The organism is Bacteroides sp. GD17 (genome assembly GCF_038448625.1).
Lineage (GTDB): Bacteria > Bacteroidota > Bacteroidia > Bacteroidales > Bacteroidaceae > Bacteroides.
In genome coordinates, this window is the sequence record NZ_JBCEZS010000010.1 from 155,406 (window position 1) to 169,745 (window position 14,340).

At 47.3% G+C, this 14,340-nt stretch carries 13 protein-coding genes; 3 read left to right on the forward strand and 10 right to left on the reverse strand.

All coding sequences use genetic code 11. The features are described 5' to 3' along the window. The first annotated feature begins 4 nt into the window (after positions 1–4). Positions 5–1,024 carry an electron transfer flavoprotein subunit alpha/FixB family protein gene (locus tag AAE250_RS15925; protein WP_294600477.1) on the forward strand — a complete coding sequence of 340 codons (1,020 nt, stop codon included), beginning with the start codon at positions 5–7 and terminating at the stop codon, positions 1,022–1,024. 7 nt (positions 1,025–1,031) lie between these two features. Beyond that, on the forward strand, positions 1,032–2,738 hold the full coding sequence (locus tag AAE250_RS15930; protein ID WP_294600475.1) for an acyl-CoA dehydrogenase family protein: 1,707 nt from the start codon (positions 1,032–1,034) through the stop codon (positions 2,736–2,738). Positions 2,739–2,809: 71 nt separating this feature from the next. On the opposite strand, the gene AAE250_RS15935 is transcribed toward AAE250_RS15930, so the two are convergent. Continuing rightward, a complete protein-coding gene (locus AAE250_RS15935; protein WP_294600474.1) occupies positions 2,810–3,103 on the reverse strand; it encodes a chaperone modulator CbpM in 294 nt (97 codons plus the stop codon). A 13-nt stretch (positions 3,104–3,116) separates the two neighbouring features. Further along, entirely contained in the window at positions 3,117–4,091 is a 975-nt protein-coding gene (locus tag AAE250_RS15940) for a J domain-containing protein (RefSeq protein ID WP_294600472.1), read from the reverse strand. Between the two features lie 310 nt (positions 4,092–4,401). Here AAE250_RS15940 and AAE250_RS15945 point away from each other — a divergent pair, with 310 nt between their 5' ends. Continuing rightward, entirely contained in the window at positions 4,402–6,912 is a 2,511-nt protein-coding gene (locus tag AAE250_RS15945; RefSeq protein WP_294600470.1) for a glycoside hydrolase family 9 protein, read from the forward strand. Positions 6,913–7,078: 166 nt separating this feature from the next. On the opposite strand, the gene AAE250_RS15950 is transcribed toward AAE250_RS15945, so the two are convergent. From AAE250_RS15950 to AAE250_RS15985, 8 genes are all read right to left on the reverse strand, one after another. Next, positions 7,079–8,110 (reverse strand): threonine aldolase family protein, encoded by a 1,032-nt coding sequence (locus AAE250_RS15950; RefSeq protein WP_294600468.1) that lies wholly within the window; start codon positions 8,108–8,110, stop codon positions 7,079–7,081. 155 nt (positions 8,111–8,265) lie between these two features. After that, positions 8,266–8,484 carry a winged helix-turn-helix domain-containing protein gene (locus AAE250_RS15955; protein ID WP_294600466.1) on the reverse strand — a complete coding sequence of 73 codons (219 nt, stop codon included), beginning with the start codon at positions 8,482–8,484 and terminating at the stop codon, positions 8,266–8,268. 265 nt (positions 8,485–8,749) lie between these two features. Next, positions 8,750–10,387, reverse strand: coding sequence for a chaperonin GroEL (groL, locus tag AAE250_RS15960; RefSeq protein WP_294600464.1), 1,638 nt, complete (start codon positions 10,385–10,387; stop codon positions 8,750–8,752). Positions 10,388–10,428: 41 nt separating this feature from the next. Continuing rightward, positions 10,429–10,701, reverse strand: coding sequence for a co-chaperone GroES (locus tag AAE250_RS15965; protein WP_004290132.1), 273 nt, complete (start codon positions 10,699–10,701; stop codon positions 10,429–10,431). Positions 10,702–11,090: 389 nt separating this feature from the next. After that, positions 11,091–11,831 (reverse strand): EFR1 family ferrodoxin, encoded by a 741-nt coding sequence (locus AAE250_RS15970; RefSeq protein ID WP_294600440.1) that lies wholly within the window; start codon positions 11,829–11,831, stop codon positions 11,091–11,093. Between the two features lie 18 nt (positions 11,832–11,849). Next, positions 11,850–12,008, reverse strand: a complete 159-nt coding sequence (locus AAE250_RS15975; protein WP_294600438.1) for a hypothetical protein — start codon at positions 12,006–12,008, stop codon at positions 11,850–11,852. A 129-nt stretch (positions 12,009–12,137) separates the two neighbouring features. After that, positions 12,138–13,499 (reverse strand): histidine--tRNA ligase, encoded by a 1,362-nt coding sequence (gene hisS, locus AAE250_RS15980; protein WP_294600436.1) that lies wholly within the window; start codon positions 13,497–13,499, stop codon positions 12,138–12,140. A gap of 118 nt (positions 13,500–13,617) precedes the next feature. Next, complete coding sequence (locus AAE250_RS15985; protein WP_294600434.1) at positions 13,618–14,313, reverse strand: zinc metallopeptidase; 696 nt, start codon at positions 14,311–14,313, stop codon at positions 13,618–13,620. Positions 14,314–14,340 lie beyond the last annotated feature (27 nt).

Genomic DNA, 14,340 nt, shown 5'->3' on the forward strand with positions numbered 1-14,340 from the left:
GATTATGAATAATGTATTTGTATATTTAGAGATAGAAGGCACTACAGTTGCCGACGTCAGTCTCGAACTCTTGACCAAAGGTCGTAAATTGGCTAATCAGTTGGGTTGCCAGCTGGAAGCTGTTGCTGCCGGTAGCAATCTGGCAGGCATTGAAAAGCAAGTATTGCCTCTCGGCGTAGACAAACTCCATGTATTCGACGCTCCGGGCTTGTTTCCCTATACTTCCCTTCCCCACTCCTCCGTCCTCATCAACTTGTTCAAGGAAGAGAAACCGCAAATCTGCCTGATGGGTGCTACGGTTATCGGCCGCGACCTCGGCCCGCGTGTTTCTTCAGCTTTGACCAGCGGTCTGACGGCCGACTGTACTTCTCTTGAAATCGGTGACCACGAAGATAAGAAAGAAGGCAAGGTTTACGAAAATCTGTTGTATCAGATACGCCCCGCTTTCGGCGGTAACATCGTTGCCACGATTGTAAATCCCGAACACCGTCCGCAAATGGCTACCGTGCGTGAGGGTGTGATGAAGAAAGAAATTCTCGATGCCAACTACAAAGGTGAAGTCATCAACCACGACGTTGCCAAGTACGTTCCCGAAACGGACTACGTAGTAAAGGTCATCGACCGCCACGTAGAAAAGGCAAAACACAACTTGAAAGGTGCTCCTATCGTTGTTGCCGGTGGCTACGGCATGGGCAGCAGAGAAAACTTCAACATGCTGTTCGAACTGGCCAAGGAACTTCACGCCGAAGTAGGCGCCAGCCGGGCTGCCGTCGATGCAGGCTATGCCGACCATGACCGCCAGATCGGTCAGACGGGTGTAACGGTGCGTCCCAAGTTGTATATCGCTTGTGGTATCTCAGGACAAATCCAGCACATTGCCGGTATGCAGGAAAGTGGCATCATCATCTCCATAAACAACGATGAGAATGCTCCTATCAATACGATTGCCGACTATGTTATCAATGGCACAGTGGAAGAGGTTATCCCGAAGATGATTAAGTATTACAAACAGAATAGTAAGTAAGAAAACTATGGCTAATTTTTATACAGATATACCGGAACTCAAGTATCACTTGGACAACCCGATGATGGAACGTATCTGCGAACTGAAAGAACGCGGTTACGAAGACAAAGACAAGTATGACTATGCCCCGCAGGACTATGCGGACGCAATGGACTCTTACGATAAGGTGCTCGAAATCACCGGTGAGATTACCGGCGAAATCATTGCACCGAATGCAGAAGGCGTGGACGAAGAAGGTCCCCACTGCGCCAACGGCCGCGTGGAATACGCCAGCGGAACGAAGCAGAACCTCGACGCCATGGTAAAAGCCGGCCTGAACGGTATGACCATGCCGCGCCGCTTCGGTGGTCTGAACTTCCCGATTACTCCCTATACCATGTGTGCCGAAATCGTGGCTGCTGCCGATGCAGGCTTCGGAAACATCTGGTCTTTGCAGGACTGTATCGAAACTCTGTACGAATTCGGTAACGAAGACCAGCACAGCCGTTTCATCCCCCGCATCTGCCAGGGCGAAACCATGTCTATGGACTTGACCGAACCGGATGCCGGCTCCGACCTGCAATCCGTCATGCTGAAAGCAACCTTCGACGAAGCCAACAACTGCTGGCGCCTGAATGGTGTGAAACGTTTCATCACTAACGGTGATGCCGATCTTCACCTCGTGCTGGCCCGTTCGGAAGAAGGGACAAAAGACGGCCGTGGTCTCTCCATGTTCATCTACGACAAGCGCGAAGGTGGTGTAAACGTACGCCGCATCGAGAACAAGCTCGGTATTCATGGTTCTCCTACTTGCGAGCTGGTTTACAAGAATGCAAAAGCCGAACTTTGCGGTGACCGCAAACTCGGTTTGATAAAATACGTAATGGCTTTGATGAACGGCGCCCGCCTGGGTATTGCCGCTCAGTCGGTAGGTCTCTCGCAGGCTGCTTACAATGAGGGCTTGGCATACGCCAAAGACCGCAAGCAGTTCGGCAAAGCTATCATCGAATTCCCGGCTGTTTATGACATGCTGGCTATCATGAAGGCCAAACTGGATGCAGGCCGTGCCTTGTTATACCAGACTTCCCGTTATGTAGACATCTACAAAGCATTGGACGATATTGCCCGCGAGCGCAAACTTACTCCGGAAGAGCGCCAGGAACAGAAGAAATATGCCAAGTTGGCAGACTCCTTTACTCCGCTGGCAAAAGGTATGAACTCCGAGTACGCCAACCAAAACGCTTACGACAGCATCCAGATTCACGGTGGTTCCGGCTTCATGCTGGAATATGCCTGCCAGCGTATCTATCGCGATGCACGCATCACTTCCATTTACGAAGGCACCACTCAGTTGCAGACCGTAGCTGCCATCCGTTATGTAACGAACGGCTCGTATGCAGCAACCCTACGCGACTATGAAGCAATCCCATGCAGTGCAGAAATGCAATCGCTGATGGACCGTGTAAAGGAAATGACCAACAAGTTCGAAGCTTGTACCAATGCCGTGAAAGAAGCCCAAAGCCAGGAGTTACTTGACTTCGTTGCCCGTCGCCTCTACGAAATGGCTGCCGTGTGCATCATGTCTCATCTCATTATCCAGGATGGAACAAAAGCTCCTGAACTGTTCGCCAAGTCCGCCGTAGTTTACATAAACTATGCAGAAGCTGAAGTAGAAAAGCACTTCAACTTCATCCGCAAGTTCAAAGCGGAAGAGTTGGAAAGCTATCGCAAATAACGAATCTGTTTCACTATATAAAAAACGTTCCACCCTCACCGGGTGGAACGTTTTTTTATAGGTTACTTTAGTCAAAATTCTCCAAACAGCCTCAACCTGCTACGCAAAGAATGTATTTCCTGTTGCATCTCTTCCAGTCGTTCCAGCAAATGATGGATGGCATCGATACCTTCCATATTGATGGATAAATCGTAGTACATACGACTGTAACGCTCCACATCCGGCAACTGGGAAAACAGCAGATAGCGTTCCCCCTCCTCCGTCTGAATATCTATCAGACCACCTTCCTGCAACATGTCTATAAACGAAGGTTCTATGTGACACTTGCTGCAATATTCACTTACTATGATTAATTCGTTCTGCATAGTGCTGACATTTTTAGTTCATACTTTGAATTTTGCGGAACATCTCTTTCTGCTGCTCCGTCAGGTTCGTCGGCAACTTCACGGAATAGGTCACAATGAGGTCACCAAACTGCCCTTCCTTCTTATATACGGGGAATCCCTTGCCTTTCAAGCGTACTTTAGTCCCGCTCTGAGTTTCGGGTTTCACTTTCAGTTTCACCTTACCGTCCAGCGTATCTACCAACTGTTCACCACCCAAGAGAGCCGTATACAGGTCGATGGAAACATCCACATACAAGTCATCACCCAGACGTTTAAAGACAGCATCTTCTCCAATGACAAAGGTAATATACAAGTCGCCTGCAGGGCCACCATTCACACCTTCGCCACCATAGCCTTTCAACTTGATAACCTGACCGTTTGCCACACCGGCAGGGATCGTAATGCGGACATTCTTGCCATTCACAGTCAATATCTGCTTATGGGTCTGCGCAGCATCACGAAGCGACAGACTGAGGTCCGCATGGAAATCCTGCCCGCGGAAACCGGCATTAGCACCGCCTCCACCGCGTGTACGATGTCCGAACATCTGTTCAAAGAAATCAGAGAATCCTCCGGCATTACTGCCCGAGAACTCCTGCCCGTCCGAAGAATACCAATAGGTACCTCCTCCATCCGTGCCAAAGCCTGCACCGGAGCCACCGAAACCGCCACCGCCAAATCCGCCGAAGCCTCCTGCACCGGCCTGTTGCTGTGCCCGTTTCTGTGCCTCGAATTCATCGGCATGCTTCCAGTGCTCGCCATATTCATCATATTTCTTTCGCTTCTCAGGATCACTCAGCACTTCGTTTGCCTCGTTGATAGCCTGAAACTTATCCTTGGCTGTAGTGTCATTCGGGTTCAAGTCAGGATGATACTTACGCGCCAGTTTGCGGTACGCCTTCTTGATATCAGCCTGAGATGCCGTTTTGTCCACTCCAAGGACTTGATAATAATCAATATAAGCCATAGTTTACTAATTTTATATCCTAAATATCATAAAACAAATAACACGCCAATTTGTTTCCCTGATCACTAAAACATGTAAACGATAATTAAAAAGAATAACACATAAGGATAAACAAATGAAAAACAACATCTTATAATTAGCCTATCGTTCATTTCACGTCCACGAAATACTAAAATATTGTAAACGACATATAACACAATCTAATTATTCATTCTAAAACTTCCTAAAATAGATGGAATTTACTTTATTTGTAAAGGATAAAACCTGTTTTTAGAGATCAAATACCAACCTTAAATTAGGAAGTCCCTTTATGAAGAATAATTATTGGCTATTAACAGCAATATTAGCTTTCATCGCCTTGCCGGGCAAAGCGGACGAGTGGATCAGAATCAATCAACTCGGCTACCTGCCTCAATCCGTCAAAGTGGCTGTATTCATGAGTGAAGAAGGAACGAATGTAGAGAATTATACATTGGTAGACGCCTTCACCGGAAAGGATATACGTACTTTCACAGCAGCCAAAGCCACCGGCAAAATGGGAGGTATGAAAAGTACTTACCGGCTGGACTTCAGTGACTTCACAGAACCGGGCACTTATTATCTGAAAGCCGGGAAAGCCATCTCTCCCCGCTTCCCCATCAATACACACGTCTACAACGGTACGGCAGATTTTCTGCTGAACTACATGCGCCAGCAACGTTGCGGCTATAATCCATTCTTAAAGGATAGCTGCCACGTACACGATGGCTATATCGTATATCATCCCACCAAAACCGGTCGGCACATCGACGTGCGCGGCGGCTGGCACGATGCAACGGACTACCTGCAATATACCACCACTTCCGCCAATGCCATCTATCAGATGATGTTTGCCTATCAGGAGAATCCGGAATCATTCGGCGATGCATACGATGCTAACGGACATCCGGGAGCTAACGGCATCCCCGACATTGTGGACGAAATAAAATGGGGACTGGATTGGCTGAACCGCATGAATCCCGCTCCGGGAGAACTGTACAACCAGATTGCCGATGACCGTGACCATGCCGGCATGCGCCTTCCTAATAAAGATATGGTAGATTACGGATACGGACCGGGCAAAGGACGCCCTGTCTACTTCTGCAGCGGCGAACCGCAAGTACGCGGAGAGTTCAAGAATACCACTACCGGCGTAGCCAGTACAGCCGGCAAGTTTGCTTCCTGCTTTGCCTTGGGCGCCAAGATACTGAAAGATTTCTACCCCGAATTTGCAGCCGAAATAGAAGCAAAGGCAGATGCTGCCTATCAGGAAGGAGTCAGAAAACCGGGAGCATGCCAGACCGCTTCCGTCATGTCTCCTTACATCTACGAAGAAGACAACTGGGTGGACGACATGGAGTTGGGCGCTATGGAACTGTACAAAGCAACCGGCGACCGCAAATACCTGGATCAAGCCCTTGAATACGGACGCCGCGAACCGGTCACCCCCTGGATGGGCGCCGACAGCGCACGCCATTACCAATGGTACCCCTTCATGAACATGGGACATTACCACCTTGCCCAAGTAAGCAACGACCGCATCAGCAAAGAATTTATCCGCAACATGCGTACGGGCATCGAACGCACTTACGAAAAGGCAGTGGAAACTCCTTTCCTGCACGGCATACCTTATATATGGTGTTCCAACAACCTGACTACCGCCATGCTGACCCAGTGCCGCCTCTATCGCGAAACAACCGGCGACAACACCTATGCAGAAATGGAGGCTGCCCTCCGCGACTGGCTGTTCGGCTGCAACCCTTGGGGAACCAGCATGATTGTGGAACTTCCGCTTTATGGCGACTATCCCTCACAGCCCCACTCCTCCCTGCTGAATGCAGGTGTGGGCAATACTACCGGCGGACTGGTGGACGGCCCCGTTTACCGTACCATCTTCGAAAGCCTGCGAGGCGTAAACATGACGGGCATTCCCGGTACTCCCGGTCAAGATTACGAACGCTTCCAACCGGACCAGATGGTCTACCATGACGCCATCCACGACTATTCCACCAACGAACCGACCATGGACGGAACAGCCTGCCTCACTTACTATCTCTCTGCCATGCAGAAAGAAGGAATGAAGCAAGCCAACATCCGGGACGACAAGAACGTATACGTAGACGGCGGCATCATCCGCACCGATCCATCGAAGAAGCAAATCACACTGGTGTTCACTGCCGCCGACAAAGCAGACGGTGCCGATGCCATCATCAGCACCCTGAAGAAACATGGCATCAAAGGCGGCTTCTTCTTTACCGGCGAATTCTATGAACTCTACCCGGAAGTAGTGAAACGCCTGCTCGCCGAAGGACACTACGTGGGCAGCCACAGCTACGGACATCTGTTGTACATGCCGTGGGAAGACCGCGATTCATTGTTAGTCACCCGCGAGGAATTTGAGCAGGACATGCTGAAAAGTTACGAAACGTTGCGCAAAGCAGGTATCGAATACAAGGATGCACCGGTCTACATTCCTCCCTACGAATACTATAACAAGGAAATCTCTGCCTGGGCAAAGAGCATGGGCATTCAGGTCATCAACTACACCCCCGGCACCATGAGCAACGCAGATTACACCACGCCGGACATGGGAAAGAAATATCGGAGCAGCCAGTTCATCTACGACAAAATCATGGAAGTAGAAAAGAAAGAAGGTCTGAACGGACATCTGATGCTGATACACTTCGGAACGGACGACCGCCGGACGGACAAATTCTATAACGGCTATCTGGACAAAATGATAAAGACGCTGAAGCGGAAAGGATATACTTTCGTACCGGTCCGTGAAGCGACCGGTATATAAATACTCTAACAAAAAGTTTATAAAAGGTTAGTTAAAAAGGTTATCATGCGAAGGTATTAAGGTAAATATTCAATCGGTTTGTTTTCAGTAAACATTCTCCTCACCCCCAAGAGGGGAATGTTTCAAAGTAAGCTCCCAGCCTGTGAAGGTCAGGAGCTTTTCTTTTCTACAAACTCTTCTGCAGAAGTGTATTCACCGATTGCAGTAACTCCTCGATATCCTTCTCGGTAGTATCAAAGGACGTCACGAAGCGGATTTCGTTGATCGATTCATCCCAAAAGTAGAAGAAGTAGCTTTTCAGAAGCTCATTGATTACCGGACGGGGCATCGTCAGGAAAAGCTGGTTGCTCTCCATGGGCTGCGTAAAGCGTACACCCGGCAAGTCTTTCAATCCATCATAGAGTATCTTTGCCATGCGGTTGGCATGCATGGCATTCTTCAGCCAAAGATCGTCCGTCAGATAAGCCGTGAACTGACAAGAGAGATAGCGTAGCTTGGAAGCAAGTTGTGCCGACTGCTTACGCACAAAATAAGCTTCTTTCTTCAAAGCCGGATTGAACACGATCACACTTTCACCCAGCATCAAGCCGTTCTTTGTTCCGCCGAAGCTGAGGACATCAATTCCGCAATCTACCGTCAATTCCTTGAAACTGAGGTTCAGGGCAGCACAGGCATTTGCCAGGCGGGCACCATCCATGTGGACGTACATGCCATGCCGGTGGGCCAGTTCCGTAAGGGCACGAAGTTCCTCGGGTTTATATATAGTACCCAGTTCAGAGCATTGGGAGATATAAATGGCACCGGGCTGGGAATGGTGCTGCTCGCCGAAGTGACAGAGATAAGGACGAATCAGATCGGGGGTCAGCTTACCGTCAAGGGTAGCCACCGGACGTATCTGACAACCTGTCATGCGGGCAGGCGAACCACACTCGTCTACATAAATATGTGCCGTCTCTGCACAAATAATCGAGTTATAGGGACGCGTGCAAAGTTGCAGTGCCACTGCATTACTGCCCGTTCCATTGAATACGAACAACGGCTCACAATCGGGAGTAAACACTTCCCTTATTCTCCGAACAGCTTCCTCTGTCCACGGATCGTCCCCGTACCCTACGGCATGGTCCTGATTTGCCCGGTTCAGCGCTTCCATAACCAAAGGATGCACACCGGAATTATTGTCTGATGCAAAGCTTCTCATAGCTATATTATTTTGTTTATTAAAAAAGAATATGCAAAGGAAAGAATATTCCGCAACATGAAAAAACAAAGAAGCACAGATTTCACAACTTCGCGGAAATCCTTTCCACATTGCAAAATCGGTGCTTCTTAATCTGTAAATTCAATCGGCTCTTTTTATCCGATATAAACATTTACCCCCAATGAAACATAAATTTCATCTTCCTCCTGGTACACTTCAATCTTGTCCTCACGGGCAAGCCAGCCTATGGCTGCTCCCAGTTCTTTGTCTTTCAATCCGGACTTTCTCTTCAGAGAGTTAAAACTCCAGCTGGCATGGTCGCTAAGTAACTGCCAAACCTTGCCTGCATTAAGTCCAATTTCGCTTTTGTTCATTTTCTCTTTAAGTTAATAGGTTAATAGTTTATTGTTGATTAGGTTATCTTTACGGAGGTAAAGGTATCATTTTTTATTTAAAAAACATTTCTTTGCAGACAAAAGTCATAAAAATTAATCACTTTTGCAACAGTTTTGTAATATTATACGGTAGAAAAAGACAAAGATAAAGAAATACAGAACAAAAAGCTGCGGCATCTTCTTGCGAAGACACCGCAGCCACATCTATTGAATCAAGAAATCAGGGAAAAAATGATGATATTCTTTACATCATTCCGCCCATACCTCCCATTCCGGGAGCGCCCATCGGCATTTCGGGCTTATCTTCTTTCTTTTCTACGATTACACATTCGGTAGTCAGGAACATACCTGCGATGGAAGCAGCATTCTCAAGAGCTACACGAGTCACCTTAGCAGGGTCTACCACACCGGCAGCATGCAGATTCTCGTACACATCGGTACGGGCATTGTAACCAAAGTCTCCCTTACCTTCGAGCACTTTCTGTACAACAACTGCACCTTCCTTGCCTGCATTGGCAACGATCTGACGCAGCGGCTCTTCGATGGCACGCTTGATGATGTCCACACCGGTAGTCTCGTCGGCATTGTCGCCTTTGAAACCGTTCAGAGCTTCGAGCGCACGGATGTAAGCTACACCACCACCCGGAACGATACCTTCTTCGATGGCAGCACGGGTTGCACGCAGAGCATCGTCTACACGGTCTTTCTTTTCCTTCATTTCAACTTCGGAAGCAGCACCTACATAGAGCACAGCTACACCACCGGACAACTTAGCCAGACGTTCCTGCAATTTTTCCTTGTCATAGTCGGACTTGGTAGCAGCAATCTGAGCCTTGATTTGTTCGCAACGTTCCTTGATGCCATCTTTGTCGCCGGCACCGTTTACGATGGTTGTATTGTCTTTAGAAACAGTTACCTTGTCGGCAGTACCCAGCATTTCGATGGTAGCCTGTTCCAGTTTCAAGCCTTTTTCTTCGCTGATAACTACACCACCGGTCAGGATAGCGATGTCTTCCAGCATTTCTTTACGACGGTCGCCGAAGCCCGGAGCCTTTACAGCACAAATCTTCAACTGAGAACGCAGACGGTTTACAACCAGCGTAGTCAAAGCTTCGCTATCCACGTCTTCTGCGATAACCAACAGAGGACGGCCTGTCTGTACAGCTGGTTCGAGGATGGGCAGGAAATCTTTCAGATTGGAAATCTTCTTGTCGTAGATCAGGATATACGGTTTCTCCATTTCGCATTCCATCTTCTCCGTATTGGTAACGAAGTAAGCAGAGAGATAACCGCGATCGAACTGCATACCTTCTACTACACCGATAGTAGTATCCGTGCCCTTAGCTTCTTCGATCGTGATAACACCATCCTTGGAAACCTTACGCATAGCATCGGCAATCAGCTTACCGATAACAGGGTCGTTATTGGCAGAAACAGAAGCTACTTGTTCAATCTTGTCATAGTTGTCGCCCACCTTTTCGGCCTGGCTCTTAATAGATTCTACCACTTTGGCAACAGCCTTGTCGATACCGCGTTTGATATCCATGGGGCTTGCACCGGCAGTTACGTTTTTCAGTCCTTCGGCTACGATGGCTTGTGCCAGAACCGTTGCAGTTGTTGTACCGTCACCTGCGTCATCACCGGTCTTGGAAGCAACTTCCTTCACCAGCTGTGCACCGGTATTCTGGTAAGCGTCTGCCAGTTCTACTTCTTTTGCTACTGTCACACCATCTTTAGTGATGTGGGGAGCGCCGAACTTCTTTTCGATGATAACGTTACGACCTTTGGGGCCGAGAGTTACTTTTACTGCATTTGCCAGTGTATCGATACCTTTCTTCAATTGGTCGCGGGCATCGATATTGAATAATATTTCTTTTGCCATAATGTTATTTACTATTTTACGGTTTACTAATTACTAATTAATTATCCCAATACAGCGAGTACGTCGCTTTGACGCATGATGAGGTACTTGGTTCCTTCAACTTCCAGTTCGGTACCGGCATACTTGCCATACAGCACTGTGTCACCAACCTTCAACACCATTTCTTCGTCTTTTGTTCCGTTGCCTACCGCAATTACTTCACCTTTCAAAGGTTTCTCTTTCGCTGTATCAGGAATAATGATACCGCCAATTGTCTTCTCTTCTGCAGGTGCAGGGAGTATCAGCACTCTGTCTGCTAATGGTTTAATGTTCATAGTTCTTTTTAATTTAATATGTTATACATTTATTATAGTAGTAATTTTGCTTTAAGCAAGCGATAAAGAACTTACGAAAACCGTGCCAAAGGGAAAAACTGTTCGTTTGACAGGGAAGAACTGACAAAATGACAATAAGCAGAAAAACCTTTATCAGGAAAGCAGCTATAAAGGAGAAACGGCAATGCAGTCACTAAAGAAAATCGTTCCTATCATTTATTCATTCCTCTACAAAGAAATATTCGTTCCTCCATAGGGAAATATTTGTACCACTGTAGTGGTATGAATATTTCCCTATAAAGAAATGAATTAGTATTAATAGATAAGGACACTAATCATCCGCAACAATGATTTTAGCTTATTAAAGGAAAATGTATAGGAAATACAGGCTATAAATAGTCGGCCAAGTGATATCGTCCCTTCTTCTGGGAAGTCTTCTTGTATTGTATCACCTTCTGCGGACAGATGTGCAGGCAAGCCATGCAATGGATGCAATGTGTCTCCCAAACCGGATGACCATCGACCATCTGTATATTTTCCACCGGACACGCCTTGCTGCATTTGGCGCAAGAAATGCAGCCTTCATCCACATGGAAACCTTTGGAAGTAATGATGAAACGCACAAACAGAGGATTCAGAACGTATGTCTTCAGCCACGGTGCACCGCCCTCGTGCACCGCCCACACCTTTTTTTGCTGAAGCACATCTTCGGCAATCGAGGCAATGGCGTGCCTTACATCTGCTATCTTCTGATGGCAGAGCGCGTCGTCGTCCAAATCGAACATAGGGATATAAGTATTGGGCATAGCTACAGACCAGGCTGCATCCAAAGGAAAACGTTTTGCCAAACGATTCATTCCCTTACCCATATCGTCACCACAAGTGCACACAGCGTAACGGTACTTGCAATGCGGCAACCGGAGTCGTAACAAAAAATGCACCACTACGCGCGGTGCATACCAAGCATGTACCGGAAAAACGAGACCAACTCTGTCTGCATTGGCAAGCTCTTCGGGTACACTATCGTTTTTCAGATAATCAGCAATATTAAGGGTTGTATCATGCGTAGCCTCTGCAAGCCGTTCTGCAACCCAACGAGAATTTCCGGTTCCGGTAAAATAGAGTATCATATATTATTATATCTGCTTCTACTCCAGCAATTCCTCTATGGAACAGCTTTCCCAGAACGCCTTAGTAGAATGTACCAACGAACTGCCCATATAGAGCAGAAACAACACCGCTATGACAATCATCAAAAAACTGACGAGAGCATTGTGCTTTTCTTGTCCGAATTCAATGGAAACCATAAAAAACCTCCTTTTTTATTGTCATTGCAAAGGTAGAGGCCGAATATTTCATTTCCCCTACACTCTTATGACAAATATAACAAAAAAGGAGCAATTCAGTGCTCCTTTTTAAATGTATTTCAGTTTTTATTAACTCAATTCGCTAATCAGTTCTTGGGGAGACACAAGTTTCTGTTCTCCGGTTTCCATATTCTTCAGAGTTACTTTACCCTCATTCATCTCATTTTCACCCACCAAGGCAACAAACGGGATCGCTTTGGAGTTGGCATAACTCATCTGTTTCTTCATCTTGCTGGCATCCGGGAAGATTTCGGCACGAATACCGACAGCACGTACCTGCGCCAATACGTTGATAGAGAAAGCAGCCTCCGCTTCGCCAAAGTTGATGAACAGCAATTGGGTACTGTTTACGGCTTCTTTCGGATAAAGGTCGAGCTGGTTCAGCACGTCGAAGATGCGGTCGGCACCGAAAGAAATGCCTACACCTGATACACCCGCCATGCCGAATACGCCGGTCAAGTTGTCATAACGTCCGCCACCGGTGATACTGCCTATTTGCACATCAAGGGCTTTCACTTCGAAGATGGCACCAGTATAGTAATTCAAGCCGCGGGCCAGCGTCAGGTCAAGTTCTATTTCGTTCTTCAAGCCGAGAGCGGAAAGGGTTTTCAAGATGAATTCGCTTTCTTCCACTCCTTTCAGGCCTACTTCGCTGGCGGCAAGCACTTCTTTCAGCGTTGACAGTTTCTCTTCATTGCTACCACTCAGCAAGATGATGGGTTGCAGTTTGGCAATGGCCTCATCGCTGATGCCTTTTTCTTTGAGTTCGGCATTGACGTTGTCCAGACCAATCTTATCCAGTTTGTCGATGGCAACCGTGATGTCCACAATCTTATCGGCTTCACCGATAATCTCGGCAATACCACTCAATATCTTGCGGTTATTGATTTTGATACAAACGCGGATGTTGAAGCGGGTAAACACGGTATCGACAATCTGCATCAGTTCCACTTCGTTCAGCAAGGAGTCGCTACCCACCACGTCGGCATCGCACTGATAGAACTCGCGGTAACGTCCCTTCTGCGGACGGTCGGCACGCCAGACGGGTTGTATCTGATAACGTTTGAAGGGGAAAGTGATTTCATCGCGGTGCATCACCACGTAGCGGGCAAAAGGTACGGTGAGGTCGTAACGCAAACCTTTCTCGCAGAACTTGCTGGCAAGTTTGGCAGCGTTGCGACTCAGCAACTCCTCATCGGTCAGGCCGGAGAAGTAATCGCCGGAATTCTGTATCTTGAACAGAAGTTTGTCACCTTCTTCACCGTACTTTCCCATCAGTGTGGAAAGCATTTCCATGGAAGGGGTTTCTATCTGCTGGAAACCATAAAGGTGGTATACATCACGAATGGTATTGAATATATAGTTACGCTTCGCCATTTCTACGGGCGAGAAGTCACGGGTTCCTTTCGGAATACTGGGTTTTGCTGCCATAATCGTATCAATTACTTTTAAAATCGGACGGCAAAGTTACGGTATTTTATTGATAAGAAAAAAAAATGCCTTCTCCAATTCAGATGGAGAAGGCATTTTCTGTATATCAAGAACCAAATCAGTCTCTGCGTCCCAAGAATATCATAATGTAATAAATCAAAGTGGCAAGAGAACCGAGAGCGGCTACTACATACGTATATGCAGCGGAGCGAAGTGCATCTTCGGCTTGTGCATGATTGTACGAATTCGTAATACCGGAGTTGTTCAGCCATACCAGTGCACGCTTACTTGCATTGATTTCTACCGGCAAGGTGATGAAGCTGAACAAGGTAGTCAAAGCGAATAAGATGATGCCTGCCAGCAACAGTTGCGGGAAAGAGTTCAGCAGCAAGATACCAGCCAACAGCAACCACGTCATCCATTGCGAAGCGAAAGATACCACCGGCACCAGTTTGCTGCGCATCGTCAGCGGAGCGTATGCACGTGCATGCTGTACGGCATGACCACACTCGTGGGCAGCAACGGCAGCAGCCATGATGCTGTTACTTGCATATACGCTTTCACTCAGGTTCACTGTCTTATTGGCAGGATTATAATGGTCTGTCAGATGGCCCGGAGTATGTGTTACGGTAACATCGTATATGCCATTGTCATGCAACATCTTCAATGCAACATCCCGACCCGTCATTCCGTTGCCGGTAGGGATTTTAGAGTATTTCTTGAACTTACTCTGAAGGTTCATCTGTACCAGCCAACTGATAACGGCGATACCGATAAAAATAATCCACTGTATTCCTATCATTCCTGTAGTCATAGTCTTCTTCTCTTTTTTAATGAATAA